Genomic DNA, 19,787 nt, shown 5'->3' on the forward strand with positions numbered 1-19,787 from the left:
TTTAATGTCTCCTGAAATATTGGATCGAATACAGGCTGGGGTCATCGAAGAATTCGCGAAGTTTTCGCCAATCCTCATACGTTGTATTAGTGCCTATCTTGTCAAGCAAAGGCCTTAACGACAAAAGATTAGAGACCACCCTTTTAGCGTTTTTCTGAAACTCATTGTGACTATTGATATCCGAATGCATAGCCAACGTAATCAATTCCTTATCAACATTTTCGTTATCTGGAAGTAAGGCAAGCAATTCTGCATAGCCCTCTGATTTCGGATCTGACTTAATATAATACGCAAATAAGTTTGCCGCTGTTAATCGCAAAAACCCCGCCTCCTCTTTCCCCTGATAAAGCAATAAGCAAGCTTCGGCGAAGAGGCATTGTAGCGATGATTTTAGGATATTATATTTCCAAAGGTCTTTGTTTTCTTCGTTATTGAAATACTCTTCACCGCACTTAATGACTTCCTCAATCGGATCTGGAATATCGGTCTCAATCCCTACAAAGCCTTTTATCAGGCTGGAGTACATCCGGCAGGTAATGTTCGAATGTGTAAGGTTTTGCTCTTTAGATATCTTTAAGGAATTTTTGAGGCATTCTTGAGTGTTTTGTACATCTCTGTCTATCGCATAAGAAACACCCGTTCTATGATAAACAGAACACTTACGTTTTGCCTTTAAATTATCATCGATCAGACTAATCACGGATTGGTGCTTTTCAATAACATCTTCAAATCTGTTTTCCTGACAGGATATTTTTAAATCCAGTAGATGAATTTCGGCAAGATACGTCGCATCTATTTTGTGGAGATCAGGGTGATCAAGCATTAAATCAATATGATTACGGGCAGATTCTAACAATCCGGCCTTCTGCTCAATCTCAATGATTTGCAGTTTATCTTCAAGGTGAATTCCCTCAAACCGACGGCCGTTAAGGATAACGTTGATCGCGCTGATATAATGGCCGAGATTTAAAAAGACTTTTACCTTCCCGTCCTCCACTGGCTCTCCACTTGTTGTAAAAATATATTCATGCCCTTCTTTCGGTATTTCTTCCTTATTTGTATAGGCGCTTTTATCTCGTGGAAAAACAGGGTTCCATCTCTTAGCAGCCTGGTCTTCACTCTCGCTTGCTATACCCGCCCAAAAGATCGGGAGCGTATTTTTGGGGGTATTGGTCCGGAAAACAATCAGTAATTGGTTATCACCGTAACCCAATGGGCCTTTGGAATATAAATCTTCTCCTAGCGCCCTGCACCACTTTTTGATTCTCAGGCGGGCTGCCTCGTCCTTCCGAAAAATGGGATTTTCCTCCTCGAATGCCTTATTTGCATTAGTTAACATCCTTGAAGTTTCTACTTTATGAAAAATGTTTTTTAACAAGGGTATGTTATCGTTAAAGCAAAAAAAAGATAGATGGAATAACTTAATTTTTTTCTTTTCACATGATTTCAATTCCCTGTCATGTGCCGCAGCGAATGTTTGAATATTAGCGCTGCTCCCAACAAGATCGTCGACAAAAACGATTGCTTTGGGCCTTTTGTTGACCACATCGCCAAGACCACTTTGTGGTATCTGACGTTCATCGAGATGCATGATTTCAGAAAATCGTTTCAGGTATGAGCTAACGCCGTTTGGTATGGAGTCATTCAGTGAACGGAAAATAATGTCCTTTTTTTCGATGCCGAAATCTCGCAAATGACCTTTCAAGGCTCTTGAAACCACTTTTATATGATCATCAATTTCCGAGTCTGTGATATATTCAATTTTTGAAAGCAGGAAGAACGCATCTTCGTAAACGCAAATACCGTCGTTATGAGTGTTAAACTCCGGATTACTGAGCCACTTTCTGATTTCCAGTTCTTTCGTCACGCGTTGTGGATCGTTCGGAGTATACCAGCCGTTTAACAATTTTTCAATTTTATCTTTTTGAGAGCTGAGGAATTCTTCTAATTCGGACATTTTAGATATATGGAGATAGGTTTATAGTGATCTAAAGTAACAAATTTTTATGAATCAAATGATTGCTAATGAAAAGTTTATGATGCATACATGGCTAAACGGTTCACTCAGTTTTTAGGCTGTTGCCTTCGGCCCAGGCTATCCGCTGTATCTGCATACGCAGGATGCCGCTGCTATCCTTAACGGGGCAGAATCTATTGATCACTTTCTTTCATTCCAGTCGCCCGGCATTTGTTTTTATATGCAAAGCTTGATCAGCCTTAAAACCAGTCAAGGGTATATAAAACGCCGAAACGTCGCCCTTGACAGGTATCAGGCTTCATTTATTCAGCAATAAAAACAAATGCTGAGCTTATGGAAACTTTCAAATTAACTGTCGGATCAAAGGATATAGTAGCTGATTACATCCGCGACAATCACTTGGCTAAACATGAGGCCGAAATTTTAAAGGAGGTAGCGGATGCTATCGAACGTTCCGATATGGACAAACTAGAATGGTGCAACCAGTTCGGCAATTCGCTAAGACATATCATGATGAACCTGCATGCTTATCGAAAGCAACAGGAATTTGGCTTTGACGAAATTGCTTTTGACCAATATGGTTGGCTGAAAAGACCTGAGTTTCTCGACAAGGAAGATATTGTATTCGGTAATCCGCATCATTACGCCGAACACAGCACGCTCTATCTTGGCCGGGGTTTGAATCAAATATGGACCTATGCCATGGATTATAGTTTCGGCCTGGCAGGTGGAGGGTATCATTTATCTGTATATGGCAAACAGTTTAATAGCCGTGACAGGGCATTTTTAGCGGGGTTGAATGATCTGAAGTCACTGATGACAGACAAGCTGAATCATAACGACCGCAGCAACTACAAACAACCGGTTATAAACGCTACGTTGTACGACATCGGCAAAGCGCAAGCTGCCACGTTTCAACTCAGCCTGTTTTAAGGTGATTAGGCGTTGACCGCAACCGGTGCCTGTTGCTGTTCTGCTAAAACTTCCTGGTATGCTTCCCTGAAGCGATCCCGGTAAGCGTCGTCGACAATTACCTCTTCGATAAAATCTTCGATATGATCATTGATATATCTTCCCCACAGCGTATACTCTTCCGAGGGCAATTTCCTTTTAATCATTTTGCGGCAAGTTTTCTTAAAACTAAATCGAAGTCCCGCGTCGTTGAGATCACCCATTGTATGTCCCCCAATATCAAGGAGTACTTCGTTTTTGAAATCGTTCCAGATGTCCGCACGCGCAGCAAGCAATGCATCCCTATTCAGCTGATATATGTCTTTACTGACTTCTCCGCGCTCCGCGTCATCCCCATGCCCAAAGATGTTCCCCAGGTTGTCGAAAGTTAGATAATCTTCCGGATGATCGATTTCCGGATTTAACAAAATAGGCTCCTCCGCCAATAAAGGGTTTTCATCCGCATAACAGCCGGTACGATCAAGCTTAAGCTTTTTGAGTAAAACTGTGATCGGTTGTATGGGTACTGCCCGAACACCACGGATAGGGAATCGGTTCCCTTTCGCAGATTTTCCATTACATTTTGGACAGGTCAATAACAAGTTCGTCCATTCCAGTCCGAGCCAGTAATAGCCAGGCAGCGCAACACCGTTGTTATCCGCTTCATCTACTTTTGCCTTTGGCCGGAAGTGTTCAACCTGCAGCGTAGTGACCTTTTCTGCATAGGACTCGCAGTAGTTGCATTTTGGTGTATCGCCGGGAGATAAAACGGCCTTATGAATGGAGTATGCGCGTAGTAACGCAGTTATCTGTGGGGCAGGATAATAGCTGGCAGTGTAAATTCCTCCGTCTGCTTGGTCTACGGCTCTTTTTATTTGCCGCAATGCTCCGGGTTCCTCAAGCCGGGCAGGAAGTGCAAGCTTGTCTTTTAATGGTAAATGGATCACGCCTCTTCCTCCGGGTTAAGTGAGCGTTCCCTTATCTTTCTTTCCAAAATGCGGTAAAACACAGCATCATCATAATTATCCTCCGTAGTTAAGCGTTCGGTACGATCATGATGTTCATTGATAATCTCATCAAATCCAAAAATGGGAGAGGTGAGGATAGCATTCGGCAGGATATTGGTAATATCGACATCTAGCTTTTGGGCTCTGATAATATCCAAATCATCGCGGTATAAATTGATGAACACAGAATCCTTGGGCGCGCCAAGCATCGGAATAGGACTGTGTGTCGTTACAATGAATTGGATATTAGGAAAAGTCTCGGCCAGCTGTATTACGATTTCACGCTGCATTTTAGGATGAAGATGAAGGTCGATTTCATCGATCAGTACGATGCCGTTAAAGTTTGAAGGATCATAAATATAGTTTTGTTGCTCGTTAAACCGGATCAAAAGATCGAGGATAAGCGCCGCGAAATTTTTAGTGCCCGAAGGCAGATGTTCAAATGGTGTTCCCTGTGTGTCCACACCACTTCTTTCAGTCCCCTGGTAATATAATATCCTGTTACCGCGTTCCAGCACATCAATTTTTACCCGGAATACATTGGGCATGATCAGAGGCAGATTCAGTTCCAAATTTTCTATAAAGGTGTGCAAGGTATCTTCGTAATGCTTTGGCTTGACATTAAAAGCATAAGAACCGCTTATATCTCGTAAAATGCCTATTGCATGAAATAGGCCAAACGTTAATTTCCTGCTAATCTTTTCTTCATCCGACCGGCTAAAATGCTCCCCGAGGCTTCCCTGAGTTAGCAACCTCACCGGCCCGTAGATCGCCAGCCCCTTTGGTATTGGTTTTTTGTCCTTGAATTTTTCTCCTGACCTTACGACATAAGTGTCAATCCTGTTTGGGTTGTCAACTCCGATGCTTACTTCAAAGTCACCCACACCCGCGGCAACTTCATCGCCCCCGTCATTATTGTTGCATAGCGCAGTGGCAAGCGCTTTCAAAACCGTTGTTTTCCCCGCGCCATTTTCTCCCGTTAAAAAAATCCATTTACAACCAGGCGGTATACCGCTGATCTCAACATCGCTGATCGGGCCGAATTTTTTGATCGAAAAATTCCTTAAATACCCGGTTGTTTTAGCTTTTTCAACTCTTTTTTTCTGGTATGACCGAATGCTCTTCACCCAATTATTGAAATCACCGGGATATAAAAACTCGATTGCATCGGTGTATTGTAATGCCGCCTTGTTAAAAACTGAATCTGTGCCCACCGCTTCATCGATAATTTGCTTGTCGTTTTTCAGAAATGACTCCAATGACGCCAGGTAATCGTCCTTGAACTCAGAATAAACTTTTCGGTAATGTGAGTTTTCAGCTATTTGGAATGCCCCTATGCGCGATAACAAACTGGGGTTAAAAAAATCGATCCTGTTGGCTACATCCTTCGAATTGAATTCCAGGGTGGTTGTTCCGTTAACATTGATCGCAAAGGCGATATTTGGCATTTTGGTGATCCAGTCCCGGCCGCGCCAAAAGGATATAGCCACGTAATAATCGTCACCAAGGAACCAATAGCCTTTGTCGAGCCGCCCATTGCGGTTGATCTGGCGCAATGTAAATAGAAAATGTTCATCGTTACGGTGATGCTTCATGAGCAGGTCAAATACCTTTTCATGGATCCGTTCAATAGGTTCAGCCATCAGGTGATAAGTTTACTCGCTGAAATTACGCATTTGCGTACTTATCGACGAAAATTTTTAACTGAAATGAATGTTTTGCTTTTGCCTTTTGCGCAGTATTTAATCGAAACGGGACAAAAGCGCAGCTAAGTTCGTTCCCGGATTTATCTTTTCTCAGCCTGCCAAAAGACTACGGCATAATGAATCCGCTCATTCCTCCCGTATTCACCCTCCGGGACTTATTCCGTTTCCTTTTGGCTGATGCCGCTCACTGTTTAGTGCTTTCTTTTCTCCCGCTTCTCCATTAAAACAGGGGGGCACTGGCAAAAGAAAAAGCAAACAAATTTTCAAATTAAAATTAAGAAAATGAAAACAGTAGTCGACAAGCACACAGTTGCGCATCTTTGGGCAAATCAGGAACAGGATCACGCCCGCACCCCAACCGGTAACCTTTATTTCAACGCCCGTGGTATTTTTTCCTATGGCTCGCACTTCATGATCGCCAGGCACGTTGAAAACGCTGAAGGAGTACGCGCTATACTAATGACCAAACGCACCTACAGCAACACCACCAATGGACAGATCAATATCGTAAAATCGGCAGCCCGGCACATTAAACAACTATTGGTACCAGATCCCGATGAGAGCCGCGCCGACCTCTTTGAAAAATGGTATACCGAAATCCGGCATATCGCTGATAAACTCGCAAATGCGCGTAAACCTGAAAAATACGTTTTTCTCATCGAACAGGTCATTCATGAAGTGAAAGCCTACGCAGCTTTTTTCACCTGTGAGATTCCTGAATACCTTTTGGCAGCCGGCGAAATAAAGGATAATGCACAGTACACCGAGGTGCTAAAAAAAGAAGCTGAACGCAGACGCCTCCAGGAAGAAAAAGAGCACCAGGAACGTTTACGGTTATTGAAAATACGACTGAAGGAATGGCGCGCCTTCAAAATTAACACCATTAAAATTTATGGCAGTTATGACTTTTTAAGGTTCAATAAAACAGCAAACCGGGTGGAAACCTCGCAACGGGTAGAGATTCCGGCAGAGATCGCCAAAAACTTCTATAACCTGATTTTAGAAACCATAGCGAAAGGTGGCTGCGATCATTGCAATATGATGTTGATGGAACGCTATCAGGTCACCGAAATCAACAAACATCACATCAAGGTAGGATGCCATAAAATAAGTATCAAGGAGATTAAATCATTCTCGAAAAAACTGGGCTGGTAAGCTCTGCCGGGCGCTTTTGGTACCCTGCGCCCGGCATTTCAGTTTTCAGGATTCACCCAACCTTCCAACCCGTAAAATTCGTAACTTTGAACCTCGAAACCTGATCCGGAAAGTGAAGAAGGATTTCGTGACCAGCTAAAAATTTTAAGACCCTATATGACAATAATACATTCCCTCGAAAGCCTTTTATATGATCTGTTTCCGGAAGCTGAGGGCAATGACGATAAGCTGGTTGAAGCTGCAAAACGTTATTACACTGTGGGTGCCTTTGAGCCGAAGGTGACCATCGTTGGAGGTAACCTCATCGTCGAGATTAATACCCATTTAATAGAACAACAAAAGGATCGCTATGACAAGGTGGTTGCGCTATGCGAGCGCGGGCAGTTCAAACAGGCAAAAAAGGATGTAACACAGCTGATCGCGGAGGCCCCCCAGGTTTCCGAATATCATCGGATTCTGGGCCAGATTTTGTCGGAAGAAGGCGACCAGGAAGCTGCCATCAATGCCCTGATCGACGCGCTTCGCTGGAACCCCAAAAATGAGTATGGTCTGTTGATGATGGGTAACATCTTTGCAAAGTATAAAGATGATATAGACACCGCCCTGAAATACTATGACGAGGTTCTTAAGGTCAATCCCGACGATCACATTGCACTGAATAACATCGGGGCAAACCTGATGCAGCATGGCAAAGCAAAAGAAGCGGCAAACTATTTCAAACGGGCAATAGCGATCAACAGCGATTACCCGAATACCCAATATGCGCTGGCACTTTCAGCAGATATGCTGGGGGATTATCAAACCGCCTTTGACCGCGCCATTATAGCTATTGAAAAAAATAGAAATAAAGATGCCCTGTACGGCAACAGTTTCGGGCTGGCGATAGAAGCAGCACAAAAGCTGACAAAGACTATTGACGGCAAAGGCATTGTTGACAGGTATGCTTCAGAACTCTATGGTAAATATGGCAAGGCCATAAAAATAGAAGCCGATAGCAGTATACCGACGGCTGCTAAAATAGAGTTTGCGGAAAATCATGCGCGAGATTATCACCTTGTAAAATACAAGCCGGAATATCCTGCCGTAGAACATTTGATGCTCCATGAGCTTGTCCACTTGGAGTTAGCAGAGGATGCGAGGGCAGCCGGAGTAAATATGCTTTACACTGCAAAAGAACAGCATAAGGCGGCGTTCTTTCGTTCGTTAGAAAGGGAAGCACAGCGGCTAAAGAAACAGGGCGTGCCTGAAAAAAGTATCAGTACATTTTTTACAGCGCTGTTCGATGGTATTAACCGTCAAAACTTTAACGCTCCTGCCGATCTTTTTATCGAGGATTTGATTTATAGCCGGTATCCCTCATTCCGCCCTTTTCAGTTCCTGTCTCTCCTTGCCCTGGCCCAGGAGAGCATCGAAGCCGTGACGAAACCAGAGATCGTTAAGAACATGGAACAGGGTATTTTATCTGTTTCTAAAATATTTAATATCATCAATGCGCTCCACCTGAAGTCGCTTTACAAAGTCGATCTGACCGGCGATTATAAACCGACAAAAGCAGAATTAGATCAGGCAAAAACGTTCTACGAGGAGTTTGGGGAATACCGCAATGACAAGGCACCTGGTGAAGAATATGAGCTCGTTCAGCATTGGGGCGAGGACCTGAAGCTTGACCGTTATTTTGCGTTAGTATCCGAATCCGAATACCGGAATCCCAGATCACCGGAATCGGTGCTGGAGCAAATAGAACGCGATCCTTTGGGTTTAACCAATATTGATCCTGAAGAGGAGCAAAAAATGAGGCAGTTCATTGAGTCGCACTCGACAGCGGATATCAATATGGCTGTTTGTATTTACATGGTTGGCGCAATCGAATATTTTTCCGGTCAGCCGCTTGATAAAGTTAAGGAAACCGCATTTGAAATTGCCATGTTGGGGCGGGGCGGCATTGATCCGAAAGGTAAAAACTACACAGTCGCCTCTCTTAAAGGCAAATTGTTCAGCGGATATCAAATGATTGCTTACTTTTATGTTAGCTGGGCACTTGGCATCCCGGATATGGTTGCCCAATTGGGCTTGCCCTTTCAACAGGAATACGCACTTGCACAGCAGTTGACCGCTAAATAACCATGTCAGACATTACCGATATCACCCGCCAGCTCATTGAATTTCGCGACCAGCGGGATTGGCAGCAGTTTCATAACTCAAAGGACCTCGCGCTTGCGATATCCATTGAGGCAGGCGAGCTGCTGGAACTTTTTCTATGGAAAGGCAATGAAGATGTTTCAAAAGATCAGCTAAAAGAGGAGTTGGCAGATGTAATGTCCTTTTGCCTTTTATTAGCCGAAAAACACCAGTTGTCGATAACCGACATCATTCAGGAAAAAATAAAAAAGAATAACCTAAAATACCCGGCCGATAAGGCAAAGGGGAATGCAAAAAAGTATAATCAACTATGATCGTTTATAAAAAGTCTAAAAATGAATTCCTGACTGATATTGAAGACTTTATTATAGAAGACATTGTTCGAGAACAAGTGCAGGCCAAATTGCACCGCAAGGTAGGGGAGAGCGAATACCGCTCCTGGCAAAACTCTTTGCAATATATGGGCAACATACTTCGCTCGGAAACTATTCCAGCGGACGCAGGTATTGCCATTGAATATAATATACCCCGTACGGGTAACCGGATAGACTTTATCGTATCCGGTCAGGATAAGGATGGAACAGAACATGCCGTACTGATCGAGCTGAAACAGTGGGATAACCTACAGATGACCGGCAAAGATGCCATGATCCGTACCCGGTTCGCACACGGGCCCAGCGATGAGTTGCACCCAAGCTACCAGGCATGGTCTTACGCCGCGCTTCTTTATGGGTTTAATGAGACCGTATATACCGAGAACATACAGCTCAAGCCATGCGCCTACCTGCATAACTGCAAGGATATCTCCGTAATAACCCATTCATTCTATAGTGAATATGTGGCCAAAGCACCTGTATTTTGCAAGGACGATAAAATACAACTTCGCGAATTTATTGCCTCGTTTATAAAATATGGTGACAAAAAAGATTTGATCCTTCGCATCGAGAACGGTAGGATCAGGCCGTCAAAAGCGCTGGCGGATAACATCAATTCGATGCTGAAAGGCAATGCTGAATTTGTGATGATTGACGCACAGAAGGTTGTGCAGGAAGAGGCAATGGCAATCGCCACAAGCTCCAGTGCATCCAAAAAGAACGTGCTCATCGTGCACGGCGGCCCGGGCACCGGGAAATCTGTTGTTGCTATTAACCTTTTAGCCAAGGTCACGAAAAAAGGATTGTTCGCTTCTTATGTGACGCGCAATTCGGCGCCGCGTGTGGTTTACGAAAGCAAACTCACCGGTTCAATGAAGCGCAGCGCCATTTCGAATTTTTTTAAAGGCTCCGGCGCTTTCACTGACACCAAAGCCAATGCATATGATATGCTCATCGTGGATGAAGCGCACCGCCTGAATGAGAAATCAGGTATGTTCAAAAACATGGGTGAAAATCAGATTAAGGAGATCATTAATGCTTCCCGGTGTTCCGTTTTTTTCCTGGATGAAGATCAGAAGGTAACATTGCATGATATCGGTTCTGATGAAGAAATAAGAAAATGGGCGACCTTTTATAATGCCAATTTGACCACCATGGAACTGACATCCCAGTTTCGCTGCGGCGGTTCCGATGGCTACCTGGCATGGCTGGACAATGCGCTTCAAATCAGGGAGACAGCCAATGTGGTCTTAGAGCGTGGTGAATATGATTTTCAGATTTTTGATGACCCCAACAAGCTGCGCGACGTCATCTACGAAAAAAATAAGGAACGCAACAAAGCCAGGCTGCTGGCAGGCATTTGCTGGAAGTGGATCAGCAAAAAGGACCCTTCCATTATGGATATCACCATACCGGAGCACGACTTTGCCATGCGTTGGAACTTAGGTACCGATGGTATGCTTTGGATATTGAATCCGGAGTCGGTAAGTGAAGTCGGCTGTATCCACACCAGCCAGGGTTTAGAGGTGGATTATGTCGGTGTGATCATTGGGCCTGATTTTGTGATCAGGAACGGTGAAGCGATTACCGATGCATTTAAACGGGCAAGCGATGATACGGCTACCTACGGCAAAAAAGACAGATTAAAGAACAATCCGGTTGAAACAAAGGCCTTGTTGGATCAGATCATAAAAAATACCTACCGGACACTGATGTCCCGTGGCATGAAAGGTTGCTATGTCTATTTCGTCGATAAGGAAACGGAGGCACATTTTAAATCACTGCTTAGTTAAAGGCGCATCATTCAGCATGTTAGCCGAATTAAACAGAAAAGAATTATATTCGAACAATATTGTCACCTGACCTTTTTCTGTGACCTGAATAAAGCCGCTTTTAACGATTATTATGACACCTGAAGAAACCATACCCGGAGAGCCTGGCAATCATATTACGCTTGATCTGGACATTGAACAGCAGGGTAATATCAAGGTGCACTCTCAAATCATAAATGATTTAAGCTCAGGTATTTATAGCTCTCCGTCCAGTTGCGTTAAAGAACTGATCAATAACTCCTATGATGCTGATGCTAAACTGGTGACGATCAGGATGAAGCCGATTGAAGATACGATCACCATTATTGATGATGGCACCGGCATGAACGCGGTCGATTTTGATAACAACTTCGCCTGGATCAGTAAATCCAATAAACGGAATGACGGGGCCTTGTCAAAAAAGCTGCAAAGACCGCTCATCGGTAAAATTGGAATTGGATTTATCGCTGTAAACGAAATATGTGAAGAGCTCGAAATAACTTCCACTAAAGAAGGGGAGGCTTTTAAGTTTACCGCAAACATCAACTTTAAAAGCTACTACGAGCAGGATATACATACCACAGACGGTATCATCAAAGGCGCATATACACTGAAAAATGAAGAAGAAGATGCCGATGTGCATTATACCATCATCAGGTTGCTGGGATTAAAAGAATCGGTAAAGAATATCCTTGACGACAGGCAATATTATGCAGAGCTGATTCGCTCGAAACATAAGGACTTTGCATTGACCTATTTCAAAAACATGAAAGAGCTGATGGATCATCATAGGGCAAAGGAATTGAAGTCATTCAGTGAGGACAATGCTTACCTGCAATTCATTATTGACTTGGCTTCGTATATCCCGGTGGAGTATATTGAGGGGGGGCCCTGCGAGAAAAAAAACGATCCCCAAATCGAAAAGCTGATTAAATACCACAAGGACCTCGACTTTAAAGTTGACCTCGATGGGATGTACCTGAAAAAGCCGATCTACCATTACCATAAACCTCTATCGGGTGTTCTTTCATTCGACGAAGAGATTATGTCCGGTGACGACAAAATCAAATTTAAAGGCTACTTCTACGTGCAGCACGGCCTGATGACGCCACGGGAAATCAATGGTATATCCATCCGCATCAAAAGCATTCCCATCGCCGAGCAATACGGCTTTGATCCCACCTTTATGCGCTATCCCACTTACATGGAACAATTGTTTCGGAATTGGGTATCGGGAGAAATATATATTGAACAGGGACTGGAGGATGCCATGAATATTGACCGTAAATCGTTCCGAATTACGCACCCTCATTATCTCACCCTACAGAATTTCGTTCACAAATATCTAAAGGACTACGTATTCAAGATGGCCATGGAGGGCATTTACGAGGTGGCTCGTGATGAGCGAAAGGTGGAGTCGACGAAAGTAAATAATGAGTCCAAACGGAAGATATTAAACACAGCGGAGGTCACCTACACCAAAAAACCGCTGGAAAGGAAAAAGGGGGTAGCTCAAGCCGCTAAACTGGCAAGCGCAGCACCGATTAGGATCGTCCAGACTTCTCAAAAAGAGACGACGGTAGAGGTGGACGAGTCCGCGGCTAAGAAGTTCAAAAAGAAGGACTGGGAAACACTGGAAAGCGTGTTCCTGATTTTTGAAACCGCTTTTAACGAATGCAAAGGTGACGCGGACCTGCTTAAAAAAATATTTTATGAAAAAATTAATGAGTGGAAGGATATAAAATAATCTATGGCTGACGTTTACCTGCACAATTCCAAACACAAAGATTACATACGCGATAAATGGGTCGAGTTCGCTTCAGATATCATCGAAGAAGAGGGAGGCTTGAAGGTCATTACTTTCCCTGCAGAAGAATTGCACGACCTTCGCTTATTTGTTGAACGCGGATTGATTAGCTGGGAGCAAACGGAAACGGGGGCTTACTATATCACTAAAGGAAAAGTTGTCTGCTTTAAAAAGGACTCAAAAGTATTTGCAGCCATCAGTAGCCTATTGTGTAACGCGACAGTTGAGCAGTATGAAATTGGTGCCTATTTGAGAGATAAGTATAATACGATCATGGACGGAAAATCCAAGATATTTCCGGTAGATGTTGTTAATCTTGACTATGATGGTTGTATAGCAAAAGGCGATATACCCATTTACGAAATATTCAAACTGGTGTTTGAATACCAGGCTCGTCACCAGAAAAAGTTTTCATTATTCGTGACTTGGCCTCAGACCGAGGCAGATGACGATGATGTCTATAAAAACTTACTGAAAAAGACCATCGGCGATAATTTAAATGACCCGAGAGCCGTATCGTTTAAGGAAGGTTTTGAGGCTACCTATCAAAATGCCGCGGAGCTTAATTATAATCAGCTGTCTATCATTGGTTTATCTAAAATTATAATACAAAAGGCTACAAATCACGGATATAATCTTCATAAAAATGAATTCTATATCTACCGTGAAAATGAACAGGATCATATGTTTTCCATATTGCTGAATTTCGATTATGAGGCCGATACTCCTGAATACGCATTGTACGCTAACTCGGTGGTTAAAAGCCTTGCCGAAATTAAAGAACTGGGAGCAACGGCCACAGAGCCGGCCGCCTGAATAACATGAATGCACATACACCTATAATAACCAATGCCTGAAAAATTATACAAAATTCACCAGACTGATGCCAGAAAGATCGATACGATCATTACTACCCCCTTGGTGGATGTCACGGTGACCTCGCCGCCATATTTCGACATGAAGGACTATGGTCATGCCGATCAGATTGGCTTCGGGCAAAGCTATACCGAATACCTGGACGATTTATATGACGTTTTTTCCAAAGTATTTGCCTGTACTAAAGACACCGGAACATTATGGGTCATTATCGATGTATTTAGACGAGACGGTGAAACCATCCCTTTACCATTTGATTTCGCCAACAAAATTAAAGGCATCGGATGGAGACTAAAGGAAGTAATCATCTGGGGGAAAGATAAGACCGTTCCCTGGGCACATAAAGGCCAGATGAGAAATTCATTTGAATACGTTTTACTATTTTCCAAATCTGAAAATTATACCTTCCATATCGACCGGGTTCGCGATTATGGCGCGCTAAAAAAATGGTGGGTGAAATATCCCGAACGCTACAACCCTCGCGGGAAAACGCCAGAGGCCATCTGGAATTTCGATATTCCCGTGCAAGGCTCCTGGGGCAAAGGTTATATCAAGCATTTTTGCCCGCTACCCGAAGAAATGATCGCACAGATACTGAAGCTGACGACCATTGAAGGGGATGTCGTACTGGATCCGTTCTCCGGATCCGGGGCCGTGCTTTCCAAGGCAGATAACATGAAGCGCAGGTATATCGGTACTGAACTGAATCCGGAATATATCAGGATGTTTAAAAATTATCTGAAAAAAACAGGTAAGCAAAAACGGCATGAGTATGAAGTGGAAACAAACGGGCTTCTGCCACAAAATCAATTTGAAACTCTCATTTTAAAACTCAGGGCCTTAAAGTACGCCCGAATCTTTTACGAGAAACTAAAAAAAGACGCCAAACTGGATGAAATCGTATTGATATTCGTAGAGCTGACAGATCGAACCCCTAAAAAATCTCATTTGCTGATTGTAGTACGGTACCTCATATTGATACGCGACGAACAAAAGCTCGACGAGGTTAAAGCGGCAATGAAGGCAATTGTTGCTAAAGCACCACTTTCGAAGTTCGGGATTGAGCCTGATTTTGCGTATGCAAGTAACTTTGATACATTTTCCGCCGGAATCAAAGCGACTACGCTTCGTCTCTATACCAATAAGGTGACCCACACCTTCAAAAGCGAATTGAAGATAGCCGATATAGCTAATTTGGGGAGAAACGATATTATAATAAGTGAAATAGCTGTAGATTTAAATGAGAAAGACTATGAGTAATAAATAATAAATGGCAAAAACCACTAAACCTAAATCGAAAGGCAAGACTAAGAAAGGCAAAAGAAAGCCGAAAGTAGTCCTGTCTGAACAACAAAAAGAACAGATACACCAGTCGCGCGAGATCAGGCGGCTGATGCTCAATATGGGCTTTCAACGTGGGCCTAATATTGATGGAACCCATTTTGTATATGAAGGCCGAACGTCCGAACTGGATGACATCTTTTACTACGAAAATGTTGTTCTGCTGATGGAGTACACCTTAATCAAAAATGTGTCCTCGCATTTGATCAATAAAAAAATTATCTATGATAAGATAAAAAGCGATGCCGGTGGTTTTTTGAAGTTTCTGATGACCGAGCCTAAGTTTAAGCCCTTTGCTGAAGCTTTTCAGGGAGATGTCTTGGCCAACTATTCCCTCAAACAGCTTCAGGTCCGGGTATTATACGCCTCCAAGTATCAGATACCCACAGAACATAAATCACTGGTTGATAACATTACCTATTTTGATTACCCGATCGTAAAATACTTTGAAAGTATTGCCAGGGTTATCAAACGTACCGCCAAGTACGAGTTTTTCGATTATCTGGAAATTCCTTTCGATAAGATTGGAAATAATATCAAAGGTACGGCTGTAGGCTCTGCCGATGATTTCTCCGGACATATCCTGCCTGAGGAGCATTCCTCATTTAAAGATGGTTACAAAATTGTATCGTTTTACATTGATGCAGCTTCATTACTAAAGAGGTCCTTCGTCCTGAGAAAGGAGGGCTGGCGAAATACGGAAAACGTAGGGCTCTACCAGCGGATGTTTGTAGCTACAAAAATGCGGAGCCTGCGAAAGTATTTACATGATGAGAAGCGGGTGTTTATTAATAACATCATTGTAACCATACCCGTAGATAAGGTAAAACTGTTTGATGATGATAACCGGGAATTGGTAATTGATAATAATGGGGTAATAAAAAACTCAGAGGAAACCAAAGTTCAGCCCACTATTATAAAGATTGAAAATGTCAGCAGCATTATCGGCATTATCGATGGGCAGCACCGTGCGTATGCTTATTATGAGGGTGATGATATTTATGAAGCTGCCATTGCCAAATTACGGGGAATTCAAAACCTGCTGGTAACCGGCATCCTTTATCCCAAAAATGAGCTGGAGGATAAAAGATTGAAATTTGAAGCTAAATTGTTTCTGGAGATCAATGCAAACCAGGCTGGCGCAGCCACAGGCCTGAAACAGGAAATAGAATTTTACCTGGTGCCTTTTTCGACGACTTCTATTTCAAAGTACGTTATTAACCAGCTGAATCTTAGTGGCCCACTGGGGACAATGTTTGAACAATATTCTTATGAAAGGGATAAGATAAAGACAGGATCGATTATCAGTTTTGGCCTGAGACCGCTGCTCAAATTAGATGGAAAAGACAGCGTCTTCAAAATTTGGTCGAATCCGGCTAAGGATGAACTGAAGAAAAAAGATGCGGACAATTTTGCTTTGCTTCAGGAATACAAGCAATTCAGCGTGGCAGAGATCAGGAATATTTTGATTGCTTTTAAAGACAATATCTCCAGGGAGAAATGGCTGATGAACCGTTCCGATCCTAACGCTATCCTGAACGTTACAACAATCAACGGGATGATCAATTGCCTGCGGATTCTGATCGAGAAAGGAAAGAATGGAGATGTCACTTATTATAAGGCTAAACTGACCGGAATCGATAGCTTTGATTTTAAAAAATATAAATCCAGTCAATACCGGCAAATGGGCCTGGATATTTATAATAGTTATTTTAAATAGCTGATGGCCGATTCCCGGCTTAATATTTTTAGACTAAACTTTATATGCTACAATTTGATTTCAATATCTCACTTAATGATAAAACCCATATCGATCTGCTAACCGGTACGATCAAAAATCACCATATCGGAAAGCCGGTCTTTATCATAGAGTATGAGGATAGCTATCAGCTGATGTTTGAAAGTGATTATGAGCAATATGAACTGATAAAAGAATTTGCAGCGCATTTTGATGACTATGAATATACTGAAGATATCTCCGGGGGTAATGACGAAATCTTAATGGCGGTCCGGCGCGTTCAGTCTCCTTTTAGTTCTGATAACTTTGGCAGGCGATGGAATGAGGATCCGATCGAGAAGAACTTTTACCTGGTAAAAATTAAAGACGCTTTGCCTGCCCAAAAACCTCAGTCAGTAATTCATGTGCTTTTCGGTAAGGAAATCCGGGAATATAAAATCCACGTAGGGGAGGCCGTTAACCGCAATACAAAAGAGGAAGGCTACATCGTCATCAAAGAAATTCCTCAGGAAGGGGAGAAGCCTGAGTTCCTGACAGGACTATTTTTAAATGCAGCCGACGCGTTTTGGGAAGGATACAGGTTATTAACTCCCAGGGTCGAAGCCGACTATGAAGATTTTCAAAAAGAATTAAAGAGGAGCAAAAAAACTAAGGCAAAGAAATAAAAAGTTATAGCCCTGATGAGCAATTACGATTTTTCTACATTAAATGGCTCTGACCTGGAAGATTTAGTTTGTGATTTATTAAACGAACAAAATAAATCTCAGGGCAACGGAATCGTATATCATACTTATAAAGATGGGAAGGATAAAGGAATCGATTTCCGTTATTCGAAAAAAGGAAATGACAACCACATCGTGGGTCAGGTAAAGCATTATCTCAACAGCGGTATTGATGTGTTGATTAAAGACCTGAAAAAAACTGAACGGGATAAAGTAATTAAGCTTAATCCGGAGAGATACGTCTTTGCCACTTCACTTGATTTAAGTGTTCAAAAGGCAGAAGATATTCTTCAAATTTTTGAGCCATATATCAAATCTGAAAATGATATCTATGGCAAGAAGGCACTGAATGCGCTCCTTGATACTTACCCGCTTGTAATTGATCGGCATTTCAAACTTTGGTATTCCAGCAGCGAAGTATTGCAGAAAATCCTTCATTTTCAATTTACCGGGCGTTCACTGGAGTTTTCTGAAGAGTACCTGAAGCGGAAACTAAACCTATATGTGAAGCCATCCAATTTTGATAACACAAGGGCGCTGCTCCGCAAAAATAAATTCATTATTATAACCGGTGATCCGGGTACTGGCAAGACAACATTTGCGGAGTTACTGGTATATGAATTTATTAAAGATGATTACTCCCTTACCTATATCTATGATGATGTTAAGGATATCGATTTGCAGTTGCGTCATGATGACAGCAAGCAAATATTTTACTTCGATGATTTCCTGGGTCACAATTCCGTTGAAATTCAGAAAGCGAAAGGATCTGAATCATTCTTATTAATGATCTTACGGAAGATATTAAACGAAGAAAATAAATTCCTGGTTCTTACAACGCGGTCTTCCATACTTCTCAGCGCCATTGAGGAATCTCAGAGGCTTAAAGATTTTAACCTGAAAAGTTTTCAAAGTACGGTAGAGTTGAAAACATATACCCAGGACATAAAACTTCAGATCCTGAGAAATCACGCCGAGTTTGCTGATATTGATTCCGGGTTTAAAGATATTCTAAAAAGAAGGGATATACAGTTATTCATAATTAATCATAGCAGTTTTTCACCGCGCTCTGTAGAATACATTACGACCAGACATAGAATTGAACATTTAAAACCAGATCAATACAAAGATTTTATTTATAAAAACTTTAATTACCCTGATGAAATCTGGAGGTCTGCCTATCTGGAACAAATCGATGACCTGCAACGCATCTTATTAAATACAATGTTCAGCCTCGGTGATGTTGTTTCAAAAAAATACCTCAGTATTGCTTTTGATGCCCGTCTGGATTATGAGGTACGCAATCATAATTTTGTTAAACCCCTCTATGTCTATCAAAAAACCTTTGGTAAACTATACGGTAGCTTTATCGTGGACGACCATCGGTATAAGACGGGAGGCTTTTATAGATTCAATAATCCTTCCTTAGTAGACTTCCTGATCAAGTTTATTGCTTCTAATGACGATGAAATTAGAAGGATAACTTTATCGGCTGCGTATCTCGGACAGTTAAGCACCAGATTTTATGTGCTGAATCAAAAACATAAAGCAGCCTCATTGCCGGCTGAATTAAAAGCCAGGTTGCTAAGCCAAGACTTCGTTTCGGTTGATCTGGATGAAAATAAATTACTGTTGTTCCTTTTGTTATTAAGATACGTTAAGTCCCCTGAAGCAATTAACCTGGCCTGTACAGTTTTAAATGAAATTGAAGACTTTGATGAAGCCTTGGAAGATAACCATGAAGAATTCAAAATTCTATTTGAAACCGTGAAAAACCAAAAGGTTATAGATGTTTTAAATGAACTGGGCATGAAATTATTTGCACCGATAATTGATGACGAGTATGAAATAGAAAAAATCATTACTACTTGTAATCTTATCGTCGACAAATTTCAGGTCGATCCTAAGCAATTGTTTGTGCGGCCTGATAAACTTCACAATAGTATTCAGGATCGTTTTTTTGAAGACCTGGAGCAAGAACTGGATGATCTTAGGGGTTATATTACCAGCGATGATGAACTGGATGAAGTTTGGGACAAATACACTCAGCAGGCATCGGAACTCGATCGATTTGGGATAAGGATCATGTCGTTCGGTAGTTATTTCGATTACGCAGACTGGGCTGAGGTGATAATGCACAATCAGTTCCGTCACTCATTAGACAATGATAAGGATTAGGCAA

Annotated in this window: 14 protein-coding genes; 11 read left to right on the plus strand and 3 right to left on the minus strand. The window is 42.2% G+C overall.

The features are described 5' to 3' along the window. Position 1: 1 nt before the first annotated feature. Positions 2-1,957 (minus strand): phosphoribosyltransferase-like protein, encoded by a 1,956-nt coding sequence (locus ACEN82_RS04535; RefSeq protein WP_413318040.1) that lies wholly within the window; start codon positions 1,955-1,957, stop codon positions 2-4. Between the two features lie 354 nt (positions 1,958-2,311). Between ACEN82_RS04535 and ACEN82_RS04540 the strand changes: the two genes are divergently transcribed. Next, positions 2,312-2,911 (plus strand): hypothetical protein, encoded by a 600-nt coding sequence (locus tag ACEN82_RS04540; protein ID WP_413318042.1) that lies wholly within the window; start codon positions 2,312-2,314, stop codon positions 2,909-2,911. A gap of 5 nt (positions 2,912-2,916) precedes the next feature. Here ACEN82_RS04540 and ACEN82_RS04545 read toward each other — a convergent pair whose 3' ends face one another. Both ACEN82_RS04545 and ACEN82_RS04550 read right to left on the minus strand, forming a co-directional pair. Beyond that, the gene (locus tag ACEN82_RS04545; RefSeq protein WP_413318044.1) at positions 2,917-3,876 is read right to left on the minus strand and encodes a hypothetical protein; all 960 of its coding nucleotides are present in this window, start codon (positions 3,874-3,876) and stop codon (positions 2,917-2,919) included. Beyond that, positions 3,873-5,579 carry an AAA family ATPase gene (locus tag ACEN82_RS04550; RefSeq protein WP_413318046.1) on the minus strand — a complete coding sequence of 569 codons (1,707 nt, stop codon included), beginning with the start codon at positions 5,577-5,579 and terminating at the stop codon, positions 3,873-3,875. Before ACEN82_RS04550 ends, ACEN82_RS04545 begins: the two co-directional genes overlap by 4 nt. 345 nt (positions 5,580-5,924) lie before the next feature. Between ACEN82_RS04550 and ACEN82_RS04555 the strand changes: the two genes are divergently transcribed. The 10 genes from ACEN82_RS04555 to ACEN82_RS04600 all read left to right on the plus strand — a co-directional run bounded on the left by ACEN82_RS04555 (position 5,925) and on the right by ACEN82_RS04600 (position 19,783). After that, positions 5,925-6,797, plus strand: coding sequence for a hypothetical protein (locus ACEN82_RS04555; RefSeq protein ID WP_413318048.1), 873 nt, complete (start codon positions 5,925-5,927; stop codon positions 6,795-6,797). Positions 6,798-6,953: 156 nt separating this feature from the next. Beyond that, a complete protein-coding gene (locus tag ACEN82_RS04560; protein WP_413318050.1) occupies positions 6,954-8,918 on the plus strand; it encodes a tetratricopeptide repeat protein in 1,965 nt (654 codons plus the stop codon). Between the two features lie 2 nt (positions 8,919-8,920). Further along, complete coding sequence (locus tag ACEN82_RS04565) at positions 8,921-9,250, plus strand: nucleotide pyrophosphohydrolase (protein ID WP_413318052.1); 330 nt, start codon at positions 8,921-8,923, stop codon at positions 9,248-9,250. Next, entirely contained in the window at positions 9,247-11,103 is a 1,857-nt protein-coding gene (locus ACEN82_RS04570; RefSeq protein ID WP_413318054.1) for a DNA/RNA helicase domain-containing protein, read from the plus strand. The genes ACEN82_RS04565 and ACEN82_RS04570 overlap by 4 nt, the downstream gene beginning before the upstream one ends. Positions 11,104-11,215: 112 nt before the next feature. After that, positions 11,216-12,868 carry an ATP-binding protein gene (locus tag ACEN82_RS04575; protein WP_413318056.1) on the plus strand — a complete coding sequence of 551 codons (1,653 nt, stop codon included), beginning with the start codon at positions 11,216-11,218 and terminating at the stop codon, positions 12,866-12,868. A 3-nt stretch (positions 12,869-12,871) separates the two neighbouring features. Next, positions 12,872-13,744, plus strand: coding sequence for a hypothetical protein (locus tag ACEN82_RS04580; RefSeq protein WP_413318058.1), 873 nt, complete (start codon positions 12,872-12,874; stop codon positions 13,742-13,744). A 33-nt stretch (positions 13,745-13,777) separates the two neighbouring features. Further along, a complete protein-coding gene (locus ACEN82_RS04585; protein WP_413318060.1) occupies positions 13,778-15,064 on the plus strand; it encodes a DNA-methyltransferase in 1,287 nt (428 codons plus the stop codon). Between the two features lie 10 nt (positions 15,065-15,074). Further along, complete coding sequence (locus ACEN82_RS04590) at positions 15,075-16,865, plus strand: ParB N-terminal domain-containing protein (protein ID WP_413318062.1); 1,791 nt, start codon at positions 15,075-15,077, stop codon at positions 16,863-16,865. 44 nt (positions 16,866-16,909) lie between these two features. Continuing rightward, positions 16,910-17,548: a hypothetical protein gene (locus ACEN82_RS04595; protein WP_413318064.1), complete on the plus strand. Its 639-nt coding sequence runs from the start codon at positions 16,910-16,912 to the stop codon at positions 17,546-17,548. 15 nt (positions 17,549-17,563) lie between these two features. After that, positions 17,564-19,783: an nSTAND3 domain-containing NTPase gene (locus ACEN82_RS04600; RefSeq protein ID WP_413318066.1), complete on the plus strand. Its 2,220-nt coding sequence runs from the start codon at positions 17,564-17,566 to the stop codon at positions 19,781-19,783. Positions 19,784-19,787: the final 4 nt, after the last annotated feature.

Source organism: Mucilaginibacter sp. Mucisp73 (assembly GCF_059491465.1).

Excerpts from the sequence above, each read along its gene's own strand:
- ACEN82_RS04590 (WP_413318062.1), top strand. The coding sequence starts at position 15,075 with ATGGCAAAAACCACTAAACCTAAATCGAAAGGCAAGACTAAGAAAGGC.
- ACEN82_RS04600 (WP_413318066.1), top strand. The coding sequence starts at position 17,564 with ATGAGCAATTACGATTTTTCTACATTAAATGGCTCTGACCTGGAAGAT.
- ACEN82_RS04580 (WP_413318058.1), top strand. The coding sequence starts at position 12,872 with ATGGCTGACGTTTACCTGCACAATTCCAAACACAAAGATTACATACGC.
- ACEN82_RS04560 (WP_413318050.1), top strand. The coding sequence starts at position 6,954 with ATGACAATAATACATTCCCTCGAAAGCCTTTTATATGATCTGTTTCCG.
- ACEN82_RS04595 (WP_413318064.1), top strand. The coding sequence starts at position 16,910 with ATGCTACAATTTGATTTCAATATCTCACTTAATGATAAAACCCATATC.
- ACEN82_RS04550 (WP_413318046.1), bottom strand. The coding sequence starts at position 5,579 with ATGGCTGAACCTATTGAACGGATCCATGAAAAGGTATTTGACCTGCTC.
- ACEN82_RS04565 (WP_413318052.1), top strand. The coding sequence starts at position 8,921 with ATGTCAGACATTACCGATATCACCCGCCAGCTCATTGAATTTCGCGAC.
- ACEN82_RS04570 (WP_413318054.1), top strand. The coding sequence starts at position 9,247 with ATGATCGTTTATAAAAAGTCTAAAAATGAATTCCTGACTGATATTGAA.
- ACEN82_RS04555 (WP_413318048.1), top strand. The coding sequence starts at position 5,925 with ATGAAAACAGTAGTCGACAAGCACACAGTTGCGCATCTTTGGGCAAAT.
- ACEN82_RS04535 (WP_413318040.1), bottom strand. The coding sequence starts at position 1,957 with ATGTCCGAATTAGAAGAATTCCTCAGCTCTCAAAAAGATAAAATTGAA.
- ACEN82_RS04585 (WP_413318060.1), top strand. The coding sequence starts at position 13,778 with ATGCCTGAAAAATTATACAAAATTCACCAGACTGATGCCAGAAAGATC.
- ACEN82_RS04540 (WP_413318042.1), top strand. The coding sequence starts at position 2,312 with ATGGAAACTTTCAAATTAACTGTCGGATCAAAGGATATAGTAGCTGAT.
- ACEN82_RS04575 (WP_413318056.1), top strand. The coding sequence starts at position 11,216 with ATGACACCTGAAGAAACCATACCCGGAGAGCCTGGCAATCATATTACG.